Origin of the sequence: Streptomyces sp. NPDC001787 (genome assembly GCF_040297465.1) — a bacterium.
GTDB lineage: Bacteria > Actinomycetota > Actinomycetes > Streptomycetales > Streptomycetaceae > Streptomyces.
Genome location: NZ_JBEOZE010000041.1, coordinates 56,841 through 74,323, shown reverse-complemented (window position 1 = coordinate 74,323; position 17,483 = coordinate 56,841). Strand labels below are relative to the sequence as shown.

Annotated in this window: 15 protein-coding genes and 1 pseudogene; 10 read left to right on the top strand and 6 right to left on the bottom strand. The window is 72.2% G+C overall.

All coding sequences use genetic code 11. From position 1 onward, the window contains the following. Window positions 1-93 (top strand): annotated as a pseudogene (locus tag ABT170_RS36245) (DUF4232 domain-containing protein); the annotation flags it as partial. 57 nt (window positions 94-150) lie between these two features. On the opposite strand, the gene ABT170_RS36240 reads toward ABT170_RS36245, so the two are convergent. Then, on the bottom strand, window positions 151-660 hold the full coding sequence (locus ABT170_RS36240) for a GNAT family N-acetyltransferase (RefSeq protein WP_351874670.1): 510 nt from the start codon (window positions 658-660) through the stop codon (window positions 151-153). Between the two features lie 113 nt (window positions 661-773). Here ABT170_RS36240 and ABT170_RS36235 point away from each other — a divergent pair, with 113 nt between their 5' ends. The 4 genes from ABT170_RS36235 to ABT170_RS36220 all read left to right on the top strand — a co-directional run bounded on the left by ABT170_RS36235 (window position 774) and on the right by ABT170_RS36220 (window position 4,659). Further along, window positions 774-1,682 (top strand): maleylpyruvate isomerase family mycothiol-dependent enzyme, encoded by a 909-nt coding sequence (locus tag ABT170_RS36235; RefSeq protein ID WP_351874667.1) that lies wholly within the window; start codon window positions 774-776, stop codon window positions 1,680-1,682. A gap of 63 nt (window positions 1,683-1,745) precedes the next feature. Beyond that, window positions 1,746-2,624 carry an alpha/beta fold hydrolase gene (locus ABT170_RS36230; protein ID WP_443034235.1) on the top strand — a complete coding sequence of 293 codons (879 nt, stop codon included), beginning with the start codon at window positions 1,746-1,748 and terminating at the stop codon, window positions 2,622-2,624. Window positions 2,625-2,795: 171 nt separating this feature from the next. Next, window positions 2,796-3,368 (top strand): TetR/AcrR family transcriptional regulator, encoded by a 573-nt coding sequence (locus tag ABT170_RS36225; RefSeq protein ID WP_329941301.1) that lies wholly within the window; start codon window positions 2,796-2,798, stop codon window positions 3,366-3,368. A 115-nt stretch (window positions 3,369-3,483) separates the two neighbouring features. Further along, entirely contained in the window at window positions 3,484-4,659 is a 1,176-nt protein-coding gene (locus ABT170_RS36220) for a GDSL-type esterase/lipase family protein (RefSeq protein ID WP_329941302.1), read from the top strand. A 305-nt stretch (window positions 4,660-4,964) separates the two neighbouring features. Here ABT170_RS36220 and ABT170_RS36215 read toward each other — a convergent pair whose 3' ends face one another. The 3 genes from ABT170_RS36215 to ABT170_RS36205 form a co-directional block, all read right to left on the bottom strand. Beyond that, window positions 4,965-5,798 carry a M23 family metallopeptidase gene (locus tag ABT170_RS36215; RefSeq protein WP_329941303.1) on the bottom strand — a complete coding sequence of 278 codons (834 nt, stop codon included), beginning with the start codon at window positions 5,796-5,798 and terminating at the stop codon, window positions 4,965-4,967. 295 nt (window positions 5,799-6,093) lie between these two features. Continuing rightward, complete coding sequence (locus ABT170_RS36210; RefSeq protein ID WP_351874662.1) at window positions 6,094-7,998, bottom strand: AMP-dependent synthetase/ligase; 1,905 nt, start codon at window positions 7,996-7,998, stop codon at window positions 6,094-6,096. Window positions 7,999-8,159: 161 nt separating this feature from the next. Beyond that, a complete protein-coding gene (locus ABT170_RS36205) occupies window positions 8,160-9,437 on the bottom strand; it encodes an acetyl-CoA C-acetyltransferase (protein ID WP_351874659.1) in 1,278 nt (425 codons plus the stop codon). Window positions 9,438-9,546: 109 nt separating this feature from the next. Here ABT170_RS36205 and ABT170_RS36200 point away from each other — a divergent pair, with 109 nt between their 5' ends. Both ABT170_RS36200 and ABT170_RS36195 read left to right on the top strand, forming a co-directional pair. Then, entirely contained in the window at window positions 9,547-10,866 is a 1,320-nt protein-coding gene (locus tag ABT170_RS36200; RefSeq protein WP_351874656.1) for a 3-oxoacyl-ACP reductase, read from the top strand. 5 nt (window positions 10,867-10,871) lie between these two features. Beyond that, entirely contained in the window at window positions 10,872-11,873 is a 1,002-nt protein-coding gene (locus ABT170_RS36195; RefSeq protein WP_351874653.1) for a MaoC family dehydratase, read from the top strand. A gap of 28 nt (window positions 11,874-11,901) precedes the next feature. On the opposite strand, the gene ABT170_RS36190 is transcribed toward ABT170_RS36195, so the two are convergent. Beyond that, window positions 11,902-13,395, bottom strand: coding sequence for an MFS transporter (locus ABT170_RS36190; protein WP_351874650.1), 1,494 nt, complete (start codon window positions 13,393-13,395; stop codon window positions 11,902-11,904). 216 nt (window positions 13,396-13,611) lie between these two features. Between ABT170_RS36190 and ABT170_RS36185 the strand changes: the two genes are divergently transcribed. Together ABT170_RS36185 and ABT170_RS36180 are read left to right on the top strand one after the other, a co-directional pair. Next, a complete protein-coding gene (locus ABT170_RS36185) occupies window positions 13,612-13,983 on the top strand; it encodes a YciI family protein (RefSeq protein ID WP_329941309.1) in 372 nt (123 codons plus the stop codon). Beyond that, window positions 13,980-15,218: an RNA polymerase sigma factor gene (locus tag ABT170_RS36180; protein WP_351874646.1), complete on the top strand. Its 1,239-nt coding sequence runs from the start codon at window positions 13,980-13,982 to the stop codon at window positions 15,216-15,218. The genes ABT170_RS36185 and ABT170_RS36180 overlap by 4 nt, the downstream gene beginning before the upstream one ends. Before the next feature lie 79 nt (window positions 15,219-15,297). On the opposite strand, the gene ABT170_RS36175 is transcribed toward ABT170_RS36180, so the two are convergent. Continuing rightward, complete coding sequence (locus ABT170_RS36175) at window positions 15,298-15,915, bottom strand: TetR/AcrR family transcriptional regulator (RefSeq protein ID WP_329941359.1); 618 nt, start codon at window positions 15,913-15,915, stop codon at window positions 15,298-15,300. A 263-nt stretch (window positions 15,916-16,178) separates the two neighbouring features. Between ABT170_RS36175 and ABT170_RS36170 the strand changes: the two genes are divergently transcribed. Continuing rightward, entirely contained in the window at window positions 16,179-17,423 is a 1,245-nt protein-coding gene (locus ABT170_RS36170; protein ID WP_351874643.1) for an alpha/beta hydrolase family protein, read from the top strand. Window positions 17,424-17,483 lie beyond the last annotated feature (60 nt).

Below are 17,483 nucleotides of genomic sequence, written 5' to 3'. Positions count from 1 at the left end.
GACTGGCCCGGCGCCCCCACGCTCCCCGTCACCGACGGCTCCGGCTCCCCGGTGACGGTCGGCCCCATCGGCAGCGCCGGCCAGGGCGGCTGACCCACCGGTTCCACAGACCCGCCCAGGGAGACCTGCCCGGCGGATCGCGCCGGTGAATCAGCCGGTCTCCCGCCCGACCGCCGTGGCCGGCGCCGCCTGTGCGGTCAGGCAGGCAACTATCTCGTCCCCCTCACGATCCGGCGTCGGCCGGAACCCCAATGAGGTGTACAGGCCCTCGGCCACGGCGTTGTCCGGGTCGTACGACAGGCGGAACTCCTCGCAGTCACCCCGCTCCGCCAGCCATCCCATGAGGGTCCGTACAGCGGCGCGGCCCGCTCCCCTGCCCTGCTCGGCACCATCGATCACCATGCCGCCGATCCAGTACGAGCCGTCCTCGTCACGGGCCCACATGATGTGCCCCACCACCGTCCCATCGGCATGGACCGCCAATGAGTTCCAGTCCTGCTCGCGCGTCGACAGCAACAGGTAGCGGGCCGCCAGCGCGGGAACGTATCCGCGCTGGTCATCCAGCGGAGCGACATCCGCGACCGCGCGCCAGTTGGCATCGTTCACCTCACCCAGTGCAACATTTCGCCCGACTTTGTCCATAATTCCCAGATTGATCATGCGGGTCAGGTTACGAGTCGGGCAGTGAGCCCACGAATCAATTTCCCGCACGGCACGCGGACAGCGCAGTGGCCCTCCGGGCCGGGTCCGCAGGGGACCACTACGCTGGCCGCATGGCTGCGCTGGGCTATGACCGATACTGCGACGAACTCCGCGTACAGACCGCCCTGTTGAGGTCGAGCGTCGAAGGGGCGGACATGACGGCTCCGGTCGCCGCCTGCCCCGGCTGGACCCTCGGCCAGTTGCTGCGGCACGTCGGCAGTACGCACCACTGGGCCGCGACCGTCGTACGGACCCGGGCCACCGGCCCCGTACCGGAGGACCTGGTCAACGATGTCTCCGGCTACGCGGACGCCGAGCCCGCAGCGATGGACGCCTGGCTCGCCGAGGGCACCGCGCTGCTGGTGGACGCCTTGCGTACCGCCGGTCCCACGGCACGGGTGTGGACCCCGGGGCCCGGCGGCAGCACTCTCTTCTGGGCGCGCCGCATGCTGCACGAGGCGGTGGTGCACCGCGCGGATGCGTACCGGACGGCCGGGGCGGAGTTCACGCTCGACGAGGACATCGCCGTCGACGGCATCGACGAGTGGATGGGGTTCGGCGCCGTTCCGGAGGTCATCGCGCCCCGGCCCGGAGTCCCGCCGCTGCTCGGCCCCGGCCGCACACTGCGCTTCCACGGGGTCGGCGCGACGCCGGGAGCGGCAGTGGAGTGGCTGGTCGACCTCACGGGGGACAGGGTCCTCTCCCGTCGGACGGACGAGCGGGACGGTGGGCGCGGGGGCGTGAGCGGGGGCATCGGCGGGCGCGTCAGCGGGGGCGGGGGCGTCAGCGGGGGCGACGACGAGCGCGAGGACCGCCACGAGGACCGGCGCGCCGCCGTCACCGTACGCGCCACGATGAGCGATCTCCTCCTGCTCCTGTACCGACGGCGTACGCCCACCGGCACGGGCATCGGGATCGACGGTGACGCGGGGTTGCTGGACCTGTGGGTGGAGCGGTCGGGCTTCTGGCTCCGGGAGTGAGCCTCTCCCGCACACGGCAAAAATGTCATGCAATGCCCTGTGTGCACCACCAGAATGGCGATCATGAAGAAGACATACAGCGAAGGTCCCGCCAGGCTCGGTGAGGTGCGGCTGCCCGACGGGCGGTCACTCGGGTGGAGCGAGTGGGGGCCGGCGGAAGGCACGCCCGTACTGCTGTGCCCCGGGGCGGCCACCAGCAGATGGCTCGGCATCGGCCCGGATGTCGCCGAGGCACAAGGGGTGCGCCTCGTCTCCGTGGACCGTCCGGGGCTCGGCGCCTCCACCCCCGTCCCCGGTCGCACGTTCTCCGACTTCGCCGAGGACATCGGCCGGTTCGCCGAGCTGCACGGCCTGGGGCGCCCGCCCGTGATCGGGAACTCGCAGGGTGCGCCCTTCGCCATCGCCTGCGCCGAGGCCGGTGTCGTCTCCGCGCTGGCCGTGGTGTCCGGCGCGGATGAGGTCGCGGCCCCGGAGTTCGCGAGCGCCCTGCCCCCGGACCTGCTCGGAATCGTCGAGCGGGCCGCGTCCGATCCGGCCGGTACCGAGGAGTTCTTCTCCGGGTTCGGCGCCGACGCGATGTGGGGCATGGTGATGGGCGGGAGTCCGGAGTGCGACCTCGCCGTGTTCCGGGAGCCCGACTTCGCCGCCGCGTACCGCCGGGCCCTGGAAGAGGGCTTCGCCCAGGGTTCGGCCGGTTACGCCCGCGATACGACCCTGGCCATGGGGCGCTGGCCGTTCGCTCTCGCGGAGATCGGTGTGCCGGTCGACATCTGGTACGGCGAGCTGGACACCAGCCACTCCCCCGACAACGGGGAGTTCCTCTCCGGCCGGATCCCCGGCGCCCGTCGCCATGTCGTACCGGGGATCGGGGGCGCGCTGCTGTGGACGCACTCCGAGGAGATCCTGACCTCGCTCCTCGGCAGGGCTGCCGCCGGTCACTAGTCACGGCGCACCCCTGCGCCGCCGCGTCATGCCATGCCGTGCCAGGTCATGTCATGCCGCGTCATGCCCGCCCGACCCGCCCGCCCGCCTGCCCTGACCTGCCCTGAGCACAGTTGCCTATAAGTATTAGGTGGATGCATGATGGCTTAAGGAAGAGATGAAGGAGCAGGCATGTCACCACGCGCGGGGCTGACCACGGAACGTCTCGTCCTGGCGGGGGCGGAGCTGGCCGACGAGGCCGGATTCGACCAGGTGACCCTCTCGGCACTGGCCAGGCAGTTCGACGTCAAGGTCGCGAGTCTCTACTCGCACCTGAAGAACTCCCAGGACCTCAGGACCAGGATCGCGCTGCTGGCTCTCGCGGAGCTCGCCGACCGGGGCGCGACCGCCCTGGCCGGGCGGGCGGGCAAGGACGCCCTGGCAGCCTTCGCGAACGTCTACCGCGACTATGCCCGGGAGTACCCGGGGCGCTACGCCGCAGCGCGGTTCCGGCTCGATCCGGAGACGGCGGCGGCGAGCGCCGGCGGCAGGCACTCCGAGATGATGCGGGCGATCCTGCGCGGCTACGACCTGACGGAGCCGGACCAGACGCACGCCGTGCGGCTGCTGGGCAGCGTCTTCCACGGTTACGTCAGCCTGGAGCTGGCCGGGGGCTTCAGCCACAGCGCCCCCGGCTCCCAGGAGTCCTGGGACTGGATCGTGGACCGCCTCGACGCGCTGCTGCGGAACCGGCCCGCGACGTGATCACCGCCGTCGCGCGACCGCGACATGACCGCGCACCACATCCGCGCACCACGACAGCGCCACGACCGCGTGCCACATACCCGAACGATCCGGACACCTTGATCAAGGCTGAGACATGAGCACCGAGCACAACTGGACCACCACCCCCCTCACCGCGGACCTCGTGCGCGGCGCTCTCGACCTGGAGCGCACCGCGCATGGCCTGCTGCCGCACCGGCTGCCCGCCCGCGCCCGCGCGCAGTACGCCGATGGGCAGCTCGCCATGGCCGAGTCCCAGCCCTCCGGCGTACGCCTGGTCCTCCGTACCCGGGCCACCGCGGTCGAGCTGGACGTACTGCCCACCAAGCGGGTGTACGTGGGGGCGCCGCCCCGTCCGGACGGCGTGTACGAGCTGCTCGTCGACGGCCATCTCACCGACCGGGCCAGTGTGACCGGCGGCAACACCCTCACCATCGACATGATGGCGAGGACCGCCGAGCGGCGGCCCGGTCCGGTCGGCACGCTCCGCTTCGACGGGCTGCCCGCCGTGGACAAGGACGTCGAGATCTGGCTGCCCCACAACGAGACCACCGAACTCGTCGCCCTGCGCACCGACGCCCCCGTCGAGCCCGCACCCGCATCGGACCGCAGGGTGTGGCTGCACCACGGCAGTTCGATCAGCCATGGTTCCGACGCCGCCGGTCCCACCACCACGTGGCCGGCGCTCGGCGCCTCGCTCGGCGGTGTGGATCTGATCAACCTGGGCCTGGGCGGCAGCGCCCTGCTCGACCCGTTCACCGCCCGCGCGATACGCGACACCCCCGCCGACCTGATCAGCGTCAAGCTCGGGATCAACCTGGTGAACACGGACGTGATGCGCCTGCGCGCGTTCGGCCCCGCCGTGCACGGGTTCCTCGACACCATCCGCGACGGCCACCCGACCGCACCGCTGCTCGTCGTCTCGCCCGTCCTGTGCCCGATCCATGAGGACACCCCGGGGCCCAGCATGCCGGACCTCTCCGCCCTGAGGGCCGGGAGGATGAGTTTCCGCGCCACGGGCGACCCCGCGGAGACGGCCACCGGAAAGCTCACCCTGAACGTCATCAGGGACGAGCTGGCCAGGATCGTGGAGCAGCGGGCGGCGGAGGACCCGAACCTGTACTACCTCGACGGCCGCGAACTCTACGGTGCCGCCGACTACGCCGAACTGCCCCTGCCCGACGAACTCCACCCGGACGCCACCGCCCACCGCCGTATCGGCGAGCGCTTCGCCCGGCTGGCCTTCGGCACCGAGGGCCCTTTCGCCGGCTGAGGCGCGGGAGCCGCAGGACAGCCGGTCCGCGGGGCCGCCGGGCCGCCGGGAAGGGCGCTGACGGCCGACGCCCGCAATCCCTGGTGATCAGCCTTCGGTACGGCAGGCAGGAGGTGAGCATGTCGGCGGTGAGCGGCGGGAAGAGCGTCCGGAACAGCTCCTCGTCACTCGCGTAGACATCGGGCCGGAGCCGGGTCAGCACCCGGGCGGCTCCGCCGCTGCCGAGTGCGGGCCGAACACCCGGCGCGGTCCGCCCCCTTCCCGGCGGAGGGGCGGAGGGGCGGACCGGCGGGCAGCCCGTGGCGTCAGCAGTCCGGGATCACGGCGCCATTGTTGTCCCGGGCCTCGTCGTTGCCCCAGCGGGAGAGGTAGTACGCGGACACGTACGCGTTGCGGCCGTTCTTCCCCGCGTACACCGTGTCCAGGTCCGTCCGCAGCCACCAGTGGTTGAAGCTGCTGCCCGAACCGACCTGGGCGCCCCAGACCTTGCAGTAGACGTAGTTCGTACCCGCGTTCAGCACGCCCTGCGCGTCGCCCGTGTTCGCGGCGGCGTACCCCGTGGCGTTGGCGAAGGTGTCGACCCAGTACTTCCCACCACCGCTGCCACCACAACCGTTGTCGCTGGTCAGGTACTTGCTGTGGTACGAGCCGGGGTACGGGGCGAGCGACTGGCCGTTGATCGCGATGCTCTGGCCGACGCCGTTGTAGAGCTGCTCGTAGTGGATGTGGGCACCCGAGCTGTTGCCCGTGGAGCCGGTCACCCCGATCTGCTGCCCCTGGGCGACCTGGGCACCGTTGGCCACGGAGAACGAGGCGAGGTGGAAGTAGTACGTCTGCCAGCCGCCCCCGTGGTCGATGGCGATGTAGTTGCCCGCGCCGCTCGGCTGGGAGTAGCGGTACGCCGTACCGCCCGAGGAGGCCAGAACGGGCGACCCGGCCGTGGAGCCACCGTCCGTACGCACGAAGTCGAGGGCTTGTCTGACCTCGGCGGAGTGGTGGCTGTAGGTCCATTGCTGGCCACAGGGGTAGGGGGCCTTGAAGTTGGGCGCGGCAGCTGCGGGGGTGGCGGTGGCCGTGACGGCGAGCAGGCCCGCGAGGAGCGACAGCAGGCCGAGCAGACTGATGCGGATCGAGCGCATGGGTGAGGAATCCTCCGGTCGACAACCGAGCAGTGGGGTGCGTCGTGCGAAGTGCCGTGGAATCTACGCGAGTTGAACGCCACCAGAGTGCCGCAACTCCCACGCTTCCAACAGCCCCGGCTGCGAGGTCGCCGCTTCCCGCGCCGGGGCGGGAAGGGGCACGCGCCGGTTCCCCCGTCGCGGCCCCGTACGCCCGGCGGGTCGCCCTCTCGTACGGCAGGGCGACCATCTCGGCAGCCGACTCGGCCAGGTGAGCGAAGCGATCGGAAGGCGGACCGCGCCCCGGCGCGAGCCGCTACTTCCGGTACAGCTCCTCGATCTCTGCCGCGAAGTCCCGGGCGACCGCGTCCCGTTTCAGCTTCAGGGACGGGGTCAGATGGCCGCCGGCCTCCGTGAAGTCACCGGACAGGACCGTGAACTTGCGGATCGACTCGGCGCGCGAGACCAGGCGGTTGGCCTCGTCGACCGCGCGTTGCAGGGTGGCCCGCAGCTCCTCGTCGTTCACCAGGTCCCGCATCGGCATGTCCTGCTTCTTGCGCATCTGGCGCCAGTGCTGGAGGCCGTCCGGCTCCAGGGTGATCAGGGCCGTGATGAAGGAGCGGTTGTCGCCCACCACCATGCACTGGCTGACCAGCGGATGGGCGCGCAGCCAGTCCTCCAGGGGGGCCGGGGTGACGTTCTTGCCGCCGGACGTGATGATGATGTCTTTCTTGCGGCCGGTGATCGTCAGGTAGCCGTCCTCGTCGAGCGCGCCCAGGTCGCCCGTGGCGAACCAGTCGTCGTCCAGCGCGGGGACCGGCCCGCCGCGCTCCGCGTTCCAGTAGCCCTGGAACACCTGGCCGCCGCGCAACAGGATCTCGCCGTCGTCCGCGATCCGCACCGAGGCCCCCGGAAGCGGCCAGCCGACCGTGCCGAGGCGGGGTTTGAGGGGTGGGGTCACCGTGTGGGCGGCGGTGGTCTCGGTGAGACCGTAGCCCTCGAAGATCTCGATGCCCGCGCCCGCGTAGAACGCCGCGAGCCGGCGCCCCAGCGGGGAGCCGCCGCAGATCACGTACCGGACATGGCCGCCGAGCGCCGCCCGGATACGGCGGTAGACCAGCGGGTCGTAGAGCCCTCGGGCCGCCCGCAGCCCGAGGCCGGGCCCCGGGCCCCTGCCGTGTTCGGCGGCCTCGACCGCCTCCCCGTACCGCCGGGCGATCCGGGCCGCCCGGTCGAAGGACGAGGCCCGGCCCATCTTCTCGGCGGTGGCCCGGCCCGTGTTGAAGACCTTCTCCAGGACGTACGGGATGGCCAGCAGGAACGACGGCTTGAAGCCCGCGAGGTCGGCGAGCAGATCCTCCGTCCCGATGGACGGGGCGTGCCCGAGCCGGACCCGGGCGCGCATGCAGCCGATCGCCACCATCCGGCCGAAGACATGGGAGAGCGGGAGGAACAGCAGAGTGGACGCCGGGTACGCGGACACCGAGGTGAACACCGGGTGCAGCAGCGCGATCGCGTTGTCGACCTCGGCGAAGAAGTTGCCGTGGGTCAGGACACAGCCCTTCGGGCGGCCCGTGGTGCCCGAGGTGTAGATGAGGGTGGCGGGGCTGTCCGGTTCCAGCGTGGCCCGGCGCGCGGCGACCGCCTCGTCGGGGATGTCCCTGCCGAGCGTCCTGAGCCGGCCGACCACCCCGGTGTCGAGCTGCCACAGATGGGCCAGGCCGTCGAGCTGCTTGCGTTCCTGACTGATCAGCCGGGCCTGCTCCTTCGACTCCACGGCGCACGCGACCGCGCCCGAGTCCTGGAGGATCCAGCGGGCCTGGAAGGCCGACGAGGTCGGGTAGATGGGTACGGTGACCAGCCCGGCGGCCCAGGACGCGAAGTCGAGCAGCGTCCATTCGTAGGTCGTACGGGCCATGATCGCGATCCGGTCCCCGGCCTGGAGCCCCTCCGCCATCAGGCCCTTGGCGACCGCCCGCACCTCTTCGGCGAACTCGGCGGCCGTCACGTCCCGCCAGCTGCCGTCCTTCTGCTTCCGGCTGAGAACGGCGTCGGCGGGTGCCTCACGGGCGTTGTCGAAGGGGATCTCGGCGAGCGAACCGCGCAGCACGCGCGGCGCGAACGCCGGTACGGAGACCTCGCGTACCGTCCCGTCGGCCGCCCTGGTCCTCGTGGGCTCGACCAGGACCGGGGCGGTGGGTGTGGCAGGTGGCGTGGACACGTGCGGCTCCTCAACTGGGGTCGGGCGGGTCGGTCGCCGGGTCGTCCGTCCGGCATCTTCAGAAAGGGAAGCGGAGGGGAAGCGGAGGGGAAGCGGAGGGGAAGCGGAGGCGGAGGCGGAGAAATATGGCGTCGGCAGGGAAATGTGGCGTCTGCCGTCGCTCAGGCGCGTTCGAGTATCGCCGTCACTCCCTGGCCGCCCGCCGCGCAGATCGAGATCAGCCCTCGGCCCGGCGCGTCCCGCTCCGCGAGCAGCTTGGCCAGGGTCGCGACGATCCTGGCTCCCGTCGCGGCGAACGGGTGCCCCGTGGCGAGGGAGGAACCCGCCACATTGAGCTTGTCCCGGTCGACGGGTGCGAGCCCCTGCTGCTCCCAGGCCGCGAGCGTGGCCAGCACCTGGGAGGCGAACGCCTCATGGATCTCGAACAGGTCGAAGTCCTCGATGGTGAGCCCGGCGCGCTCCAGCAGTCGCGGCACGGCGTACGCGGGCGCCATCAGCAGCCCGTCCTCGCCGTTCACGTAGTCCACCGCCGCCGTCTCGTACAGGGAGAGGTACGCGAGTGGCGTCAGGCCCTGACGCTCGGCCCACTCCTCGCTCGCCAGCAGGACGGTCGCGGCGCCGTCCGTGAGCGGGGTGGAGTTGCCCGCGGTCATCGTCGCGTCGGGGTGTCCGGTGCCGAACACCGGTTTCAGCGTGGCGAGTTTCTCCACCGTCGAGCCGGGGCGCAGGTTCTGGTCGCGGGCCAGGCCCCGGTACGGGACGACGAGGTCGTGCAGGAGGCCCCGTTCGTACGCCGCCGCCAGCCGCTGGTGACTGGTGGCCGCCAGCAGGTCCTGCTCCTCGCGGGAGACGTTCCACCGGCGGGCGGTGAGTGCCGCGTGGTCGCCCATGGACAGGCCGGTGCGGGGTTCGGCGTTGCGCGGGATGTCGGGGACGAGGTGCCGGGGGCGTACGCCGGCGAGTGCCTTGATCCGGCCGCCCGTGCTCCTGGCGCGGCGGGCGGCGAGCAGGAGCCGGCGCAGTTGGTCGTTGACCCCGAGGGGCGCGTCGCTGGTGGTGTCCGCGCCGCCCGCGATGGCGGAGTCGACGGCGCCGAGCGCGATCTTGTTGGCGGCGGAGATCACCGCCTGGAGGCCGGTTCCGCAGGCCTGTTGGATGTCGTACGCGGGCGTGCGCGGGTCCAGGGCCGAGCCGAGCACGGTCTCGCGGGCCAGGTTGAAGTCCCGGCTGTGCTTGAGGACGGCGCCCGCGACGAACTCGCCGACCTGCTGCCCCGCCAGGCCGTACCGCTCGATCAGCCCGTCCAGGGCGGCGGTGAGCAGGTCCTGGTTGGAGGCCTCGGCGTACGGCCCGTCGGAGCGCGCGAACGGAATGCGGCTGCCGCCGATGACCGCGACCCGGCGCGTCCGCGGGAGTGCGAGGGGGATACGTGCGGTCATCGCGAACACCTCGTGCCGGTCGGTCTCGGACGGTTCATCTCGACCTACTCCTGACTCTTGAGTAACCTTACTCAAGAGTAAATCTACGACCGAGCAGGGAGTCTGGACAATGGCCGACCGCTATCTGCACTTCACCGGCACAGCACCCGGCCGTTTCCTGACCCGCAGGCTCGGCCTGCCGCAGCCCGCCCCGCTGCGCCGCTGGACCCTGGAGACACCGGACCTCGACGGCCCTCTCCTGCACCTCACAGCCGGAGAGTCCACGATCACGGACGAACTCCGGGCGCTGCTGGGCACCACCGGGCCGAAGGCCGTCGACCGAGCCGAACGGCCCGCCGCCATCGTCCTGGACGCGACGGGTGTGGCCTCCGCCACCGGGCTCGGCGATGTGCACGCCGCCCTGCACCCCGTCGTGCGCTCCCTCGCGCCCTGCGGCCGGATCGTCCTTCTCGGTACGGTTCCGTCCCCCGACGACCACCACCGGGCGGCGGCCCAGCAGGCGCTGGAGGGATTCGTACGCTCCCTGGGCAAGGAGATCGGCCGGGGCTCCACCGTGCAGCTCCTGCGCATCGCCACGGAGGCGGTGGCCTCCGCCGAGTCCACGCTCCGCTTCCTGCTCTCCCCCAAGTCGGCGTACATCAGCGGCCAGGTCATCGAGCTGACCGCGACCGCCCCCGATCCGGTGGCCGACTGGGCCGCGCCGCTGTCCGGCCGCACCGCCCTGGTCACCGGCGCGGCCCGGGGCATCGGCGCCTCGGTCGCGTCCGTACTGGCCCGCGACGGTGCCCGGGTCATCTGCCTGGACGTCCCCCAGGCCCATGACGAACTGGTCCGCACCTCCGACCGGCTCGGCGCCGCCGCCCTCCCGCTGGACATCACCGCGCCCGACGCCGCCGAACGCATCGCCGCGGCGGCCCCCGGCGGACTCGACGTCCTCGTCCACAACGCGGGCATCACCCGCGACCGCCGCCTCGCCAACATGCCGGCCGACCGCTGGGCATCGGTCATCGAGGTCAACCTGGACAGCGTGCTGCGCACGACGGACGCGCTCCTGAGGGCGGGCACGGTCAACCGCGGCGGCCGGATCGTCGCCACCGCCTCGATCGCGGGCATCGCGGGCAACAACGGCCAGACCAACTACGCGACCGCCAAGGCGGGCATCATCGGTCTGGTCCGCTCGCTGGCGCCACGCGCCGCCGCCGAGCACGGCATCACGGTCAACGCCGTCGCCCCCGGTTTCATCGAGACGAAGATGACCGCCGCCGTGCCGCTCCTCATCCGCGAGGCGGGCCGCCGGATGAACTCCCTCGCCCAGGGCGGCCTTCCGGCCGATGTCGCCGAAGTGACGGCCTGGTACGCCCAGCCGGCGTCCAGCGCCGTCAACGGCCAGGTCCTGCGCGTCTGCGGCCAGAGCCTGCTGGGGGCGTGACACCGATGCCGAGCCTGAGCGCCTCCCTGGTACGCGGGGTCGTCACCTCCCCGTTCAAGCGGGCCGGGCGGGACGGCGCCACGCTGCCCACCGTCCGGCTCACCCTCCCGGCCGCCCCCGTCGCGCCCGGCCACCTCGCCACGTACCGCCGCGTCTGCGGCTTCACCGAGCCGGGCGGCACCGCCGGGAGCGGCCGAGCAGCCACCGGCCACCCGCTGCCGCTCACATACCCGCATGTCCTCGCCTTTCCGCTCGCCATGCGGCTGATGACCGGCCGGGCGTTCCCGCTGCCCGTCGTCGGGCTCGTCCACACCTGGATCGAGATCACCCGCCACCGGACGGCGCGCGTCGACGAATCACTCGAACTCCTCGTGCACGCGGCGGAGTTGACGCCCCACCGCAGGGGCACCGAGGTCACGATGGTGACGGAGGCGCGGGTCGCCGGTGCGCTGGTGTGGGAGTCGCGCAGCGGCTATCTGTCACGGCACGCGGTTCCGCCCCGAGCGCGGACGGACGCGGGGGCGGGGAAGGAGAAGGGGACAGGAGCGGAAGCCGACGCCAGGGCCGGAGCCGGAGCCGATGCGGGAGCCGATGCCGGAGCCGGTGCCGATACGGGAGCCGACAGTCGGAGCCCAGCCGTCCGTTCCTCTCCACCGGCCACCGGCGGCGGCCTGCCCCCGGTCGCCGAGTGGCGACTGCCCGGGGATCTCGGCCGCCGGTACGGCGCCGCCTCCGGCGACCGCAACCCGATCCATCTGTACCCGCTCACGGCGCGGCTGTTCGGCTTCCCCCGGGCCATCGCGCACGGCATGTGGACAGTGGCCCGGTGTCTCGCCGAGGCCGCCGAGCCCGAGCTGATCCGGCACGTACGGGCCGACTTCAGGGCCCCCGTCCTGCTGCCCGCCACCGTGACCTACGCCGCCGACGCGGCGGGCGGCTCCTTCGAGCTGCGGGACGGCGGCGGCGGGCGCCTCCACCTCACGGGGACGCTCGTCAGGGACAGCTAGAAGCCGCGGAAGGGCCGCGGAACGAGTCCTACGACCGCGTCTCCTCGTACTCGGGCTGTACGGCCGGGGCGGGCCGTGCGGCCGGGCTCATGGCCAGGACCAGCACGGCGAGCCCGGCGAAGACGGCCGCGGAGACGACGCCGGTGACGTGCAGCGAGGCGGTGAACGCCTCCCGTGCCTCGTGCAGCAGTTCCGCGCCCCGGTCCGCGGGGAGGTCCCGGCCCGCGGCGACCGCGTCGGCCAGCGAGTCGGACGTGCCGTCCATCCGGCCGCGGTACACCACCGCGGCCACCACACCGAGCAGCCCGAGCCCCAGCGAGCCGCCTAGGTAGTTGCTGGTCTCCGACATCGACGCCGCCGAACCCGCGCGCTCCGGCGGTACGGACCCGACGACCAGCCCGGTGCCCAGCGCGAACAGCGGGCCGGTGCCCAGTGCCAGTACGGCGATACCGGTCATCACCAGCGGCAGGGAGTGCGCCCCGCCGACGCCGGCCGGCAGCAGACTGCCCAGCGCCGAGACCGCCAGCCCGCCGGTGATCGCGGTCGTCGTCCTCATCCACCGGCCCAGCAGCGGAGCCGCCATGGTGCCGGCCGCCACGCCCAGGCCCATCGGCGCGAACAGCAGCGCCGACTCGACCGGCGAGAAGCCCAGCACGCTCTGGAGGTACTGGGTCACCACGAGACCCGTACCGGCCATGGCCATACCGGCGAAGGCCAGTGCCACGAGTACGGCCGTGAGCGGGCGGTTACGAAGGAGCCGCAGGTCCAACAAGGGCGCTTCCAGCCGCAGTTGCCTGCGCACGAACAGGAACCCGACGCCCGCTCCGGTCACGAGCGCCACGGCGGGCCCGGCGGTCACGCCCTCCACGGCCAGTTGCTTTACGCCGTGGACCATCAGCAGCACCGCCACGAGCGACAGCCCCACGCTCGCCAGGTCCACCCGGCCGGCCTTGTCGCTGCGGAACTCCGGCAGCAGGACCGGCCCGGCGAGCAGCAGCAGCGCCATCGCCGGAACGGCGACCAGGAACACCGACCCCCACCAGAAGTACTGGAGCAGGAATCCGGCGAGTACGGGCCCGAGCGCGCCCCCGGTGAACTGGCAGGTCGCCCAGATCGCGATGGCCCGCCCGCGCTCCCGCTCGTCGCGGAACATATGGGTGATCAGGGCGAGGGTGGACGGCACCAGGGTCGCCCCGGCGACGCCCAGCAGCGCACGCGCGATGATCAGCGTCAGGGGGTCGGTCGCGAGGGCGGCCACGACCGACAGCACCCCGAACGCCGCGCCGCCGGTCATCAGCAGGCGCCGGCGGCCGATCCGGTCGCCGAGCGTACCCATCGTGATGACCAGACCGGCCACCATCAGGCCGTAACTGTCACTGATCCACAGCTGCTGGACGCTGGTGGCCCCCAGGTCGGCGCTCAGCCGCGGCAGCGCGAGAAGCAACGCCGTCACATCCATCGCGACAAGAAAATTCGGCAGCATGAGGACGATCAGCCCCAGCCACGCCCGGTTGACCCGCATCTTCGAAACTCCCTGTTCTGTCGGCTCGCTCGACGTGTCACCGGCCGGTCGGAGCGACGCGACGTTTCTTGACATCGCCGGGATCCCCCGGGATCTCCGGGACCGCCGGGTCGCGGCGCGGGAAGAAACCCGTGCGAATCTCGGCGGGGGATGTCAAGACGACGGCAGCGGCTCCGACCAACGGTCGAAGGGCCCCACGAGTACGAGGAGTACGCGATGAAGTTCCTGCTCAGCATGCACATCAATCCGGCCGTGCTGGACACGCTGACCGACGAGGAGAAGGCGGCGATCGGCGAAGGCCACGGCGCGTTCATCGAGGCGCTGAAGAGGTCCGGCGAGCTGATCACCACACAGGCGCTGGTCGACCCGTCGCAGGCTGCCGTGGTGTCCGTGCGCAACGGCCAGCCGGTGGTGACCGACGGGCCGTTCCTGGAGTCCAAGGAGTACCTCGGCGGCTTCTACCTGATCGACTGCGAGAACAAGGAGCGGGCGATCGAGCTGGCGGCGCAGATCCCGGACACCGCGGTCGAGGGGCTCGGTGTCGAGGTGCGCCAGGTGATGTTCGCCGACGGACAATTGGAGGCATGAGAGCACCCGTCATCGAGGACCTGCTGCGTGAACTCACGCCGCAGGTCCTCGGCACGTTGGTACGCCGGCACGGCCAGTTCGAGGGATGCGAGGACGCCGTGCAGGAGGCCGTCCTCGCCGCCGCGGTGCAGTGGCCGGCCGAGGGGGTGCCGGACAATCCGCGCGGCTGGCTGGTGACGGTCGCGTCCCGGCGGCTCATCGACCAGATGCGCAGCGACCACGCGCGCCGCGAACGGGAGACGGCGACGGCCGCCGAGGTGGTGCCCGAGGAGGTGCCGGACACCGACGACACACTCGTCCTGCTGTTCCTGTGCTGCCACCCGACGCTGACCCCGGCCTCCCAGACCGCCCTGACGCTGCGGGCGGTCGGCGGCCTGACGACCGCCGAGATCGCCCATGCGTTCCTGGTGCCGGAGGCCACGATGGCGGCCAGGATCAGCCGGGCCAAGCAGCGCGTCAAGGCCGCCGGAAGCTCCTTCCGCCTGCCGGACGGCGAGGAGCGCGAGGAGCGGCTGCGGGTCGTCCTGCATGTGCTCTACCTGATCTTCAACGAGGGCTACACCGCCTCCTCCGGCAGTGAGCTGCACCGCGCCGACCTCGCACGCGAGGCGATCCGGCTGACCCGGACGGTGCGGGCACAGCTGCCCGAGGACGGCGAGGTGACCGGACTGCTCGCGCTGATGCTGCTGACGCACGCCCGCCGCGAGGCCCGTACGACGGAGGCCGGCGACCTGGTGCCGCTGGACGAACAGGACCGTACGCGGTGGGACCGCGCGCTGATCGACGAGGGCACCGCACTGGTCAAGGCGTCGCTGGCCGTCCCGGCGCTGGGGCCCTACCAGTTGCAGGCCGCCATCGCCGCCACGCACGCCGACGCGGCCACGGCGAAGGAGACCGACTGGCCGCAGGTGCACGCCCTCTATCTGATCCTGGAACGGATCGCGCCCAACCCGGTGGTCACCCTCAACCGGGCCATCGCGCTCGCCGAGACCGAGGGCCCGGCGGCCGGGCTGGCCCTCCTGTCCACGCTGGACGGCGACACACGGCTGGCCGGGCATCACCGGCTGCTGTCCGTACGGGCGCATCTGCTGGAGAAGACCGGCGACACGGCCGGGGCGTACGAGCACTACCGGCTTGCCGCGAAGGCCACCGCCAGCCTCGCCGAGCGGCGCCACCTGGAGTCCCGGGCCGGCCGGGTGAGGAGCCGTGTGCCAGCCCGGAGGCCGAAGGCGTAGGACACCGCGAGCCGCCGACGGGCCGCGGCCCGCGAACGGCGCAGGACGCCGCGACCGGGCCACGACGGGCTACGACGGGCTACGACGGCGGCTGCCAGGGGCTGCCGTTCATCAGGTTCTCCAGGCCCGCCCAGGAGAAGTTCATCAGGGTGGCCGCGGCCTCCTTCGCCGAGACTCCCGGGGTGTCGTTCGCCCAGCCGGCGAGCGCCTCCGCGGCACCCACCAGAGCCTGCGCGAGCCCCGCAACATCCCGGTCGGGGAGCGCCGGGTCGTGGTGGGCCTCGCGGGCCGCCGCCCCGATCAGACCCGTCACGAACGCAACGATCTCGCCGCGCATCACGGCGACCTCGGAGGCGAACGGCTCCCCGTGCGTACGCGCCTGACGGTTCAGCACCGACCAGCCGTCCGGGTTCTCCGCGGTGTGGGTGAAGAACGCCCGCAGGCCCGACCACAGTTGGCGGTCGGCCGCCAGTCCCGGCTCCGTACCCGCCCGCACCGCGTCGACCAGCGCCTTCGCCTCGCGTCTGATGCACGCGGTGAAGAGGTCCTCCTTGGAATTCAGATACAGGTAGACCAACGGCTTGGACACACCGGCCAGCTCCGCGATCTCGTCCATCGAGGCGGCCCGGTATCCGCGCTGCCCGAAGATCCGCACCGCGGCGTCCATCATCTGCTGCTCACGCACGGCGCGTGGCATCCGTTTGCTCTTCACAGCACCCACGTCCGAGTTCCTCCCGCCCCGCTGCCCTACTCCTCGGTAAGAGTACGGCGCGGTACCCCGCCCCGTCGTACGGAACGATGTCCGCCCCCGTGCGTACGGGTCCCGGGAGGCCGGTTCTCGACTCCTCCCTCCGCAGCAGCGACCGGGGACATCCCGGGGAACCCGTACGCCCGAGGTCTGACACCGGGTCACACCGTCGCATGATGTGGGGGCTGCCCTTCCCACCTACCGTTCACGGCATGAAGACCAGCCTTCGCAGCCGTACGGCAGTCATGGTCATGGCCTTAGCGACCGCCGCGGCCCTCGCCGCACCCGCCACCGCGGCGGCAGCGAGACCAGCATCGACAACCGCCACGAGCGACACGAGCGCCATCACCGGCACCGACGTCACGCCGCCGACGCTCCCCCGTCCGACCGGCACGTACGCGGTCGGACGCGACACGTTCCTCCTGACCGATCACTCCCGCCAGGATCCCTGGGTGCCCGAAGCGGGCGCCCGCGAGCTGATGGTGTCGGTGGACTACCCCGCCCGTAGGCACGGCGGCGGCACCCCGGCCCCGTACATGACGCCGGAGGAGGCCAGGCTCTATCTGGCCACCGGCGACCTGGACAAGATCATCCCGCCCGCCGTGGTGGCCGCCACCCGCACCCACGCCCGTGAGGACGCCCGCCCGGCGGGCGGCAGGTTCCCGCTGGTGCTGCTCTCCCCCGGCTTCGGCACGCCCCGCGCGACGCTGACCGGCCTGGCCGAGGAACTGGCGAGCCGCGGCTATGTCGTGGCGACCGTCGACCACGCCTACGAGTCGACCGGGGTGTCCCTTCCCGATGGCCGGGTGCTCACCTGCGCCGCGTGCGACGCCCTGGAGGAGACACCGGACACGGAGGCCAGGCAGAAGCTCCTCGCCACCGTCTCCGCCGGACGGGGCACCGACCTCTCCTTCGTACTGGACCGGCTGACCGGGGAGCGGCGGAACGGTTCGCACCCGCGGGCCTGGCGGCACGCGGACATGATCGACCCGCACCGGGTCGGCGCGGCGGGGCACTCCATCGGCGGCAGCGCGGCGGTCTCCACGATGGCCACCGACCGCCGGGTGGACGCCGGGATCAACATGGACGGGACGTTCTACGGGCGCGTTCCGCAATCCGGTCTCGGTGGCCGCCCCTTCATGCTGCTCGGCACCGCCGCCGATCACTCCCCGGGCAGCGCCGACACGAGCTGGAAGGAGGACTTCGCCCGGCTGGACGGCTGGAAGCGCTGGCTGACCGTCACGGGCTCCGGCCACTTCACCTTCACCGACACCCCCGAACTCGCCGAACAGCTCGGGCTGGAGGACCCCGCGGTACCGCTCTCGGCGACCCGTTCGACGGAGATCACCCGCGACTACGTGACCGCCTTCTTCGACCGGCACCTGCGCGACCGGAACCGCCCCCTGCTGAACGGCCCCACCCCGGCCAACCCCGAGGTGGTCTTCCACCGCCCCTGACGACGCGGAGCGCCCCCGGACCGTCGGGTCCGGGGGCGCTCCCCGTCGTACGGGCGTCGC

Bases quoted from the DNA above. Each gene is read 5' to 3' on its own strand.
- ABT170_RS36240 (WP_351874670.1), bottom strand. From the start codon at position 660: ATGATCAATCTGGGAATTATGGACAAAGTCGGGCGAAATGTTGCACTG.
- ABT170_RS36235 (WP_351874667.1), top strand. From the start codon at position 774: ATGGCTGCGCTGGGCTATGACCGATACTGCGACGAACTCCGCGTACAG.
- ABT170_RS36230 (WP_443034235.1), top strand. From the start codon at position 1,746: ATGAAGAAGACATACAGCGAAGGTCCCGCCAGGCTCGGTGAGGTGCGG.
- ABT170_RS36225 (WP_329941301.1), top strand. From the start codon at position 2,796: ATGTCACCACGCGCGGGGCTGACCACGGAACGTCTCGTCCTGGCGGGG.
- ABT170_RS36220 (WP_329941302.1), top strand. From the start codon at position 3,484: ATGAGCACCGAGCACAACTGGACCACCACCCCCCTCACCGCGGACCTC.
- ABT170_RS36215 (WP_329941303.1), bottom strand. From the start codon at position 5,798: ATGCGCTCGATCCGCATCAGTCTGCTCGGCCTGCTGTCGCTCCTCGCG.
- ABT170_RS36205 (WP_351874659.1), bottom strand. From the start codon at position 9,437: ATGACCGCACGTATCCCCCTCGCACTCCCGCGGACGCGCCGGGTCGCG.
- ABT170_RS36200 (WP_351874656.1), top strand. From the start codon at position 9,547: ATGGCCGACCGCTATCTGCACTTCACCGGCACAGCACCCGGCCGTTTC.
- ABT170_RS36195 (WP_351874653.1), top strand. From the start codon at position 10,872: ATGCCGAGCCTGAGCGCCTCCCTGGTACGCGGGGTCGTCACCTCCCCG.
- ABT170_RS36190 (WP_351874650.1), bottom strand. From the start codon at position 13,395: ATGCGGGTCAACCGGGCGTGGCTGGGGCTGATCGTCCTCATGCTGCCG.
- ABT170_RS36185 (WP_329941309.1), top strand. From the start codon at position 13,612: ATGAAGTTCCTGCTCAGCATGCACATCAATCCGGCCGTGCTGGACACG.
- ABT170_RS36180 (WP_351874646.1), top strand. From the start codon at position 13,980: ATGAGAGCACCCGTCATCGAGGACCTGCTGCGTGAACTCACGCCGCAG.
- ABT170_RS36175 (WP_329941359.1), bottom strand. From the start codon at position 15,915: ATGCCACGCGCCGTGCGTGAGCAGCAGATGATGGACGCCGCGGTGCGG.
- ABT170_RS36170 (WP_351874643.1), top strand. From the start codon at position 16,179: ATGAAGACCAGCCTTCGCAGCCGTACGGCAGTCATGGTCATGGCCTTA.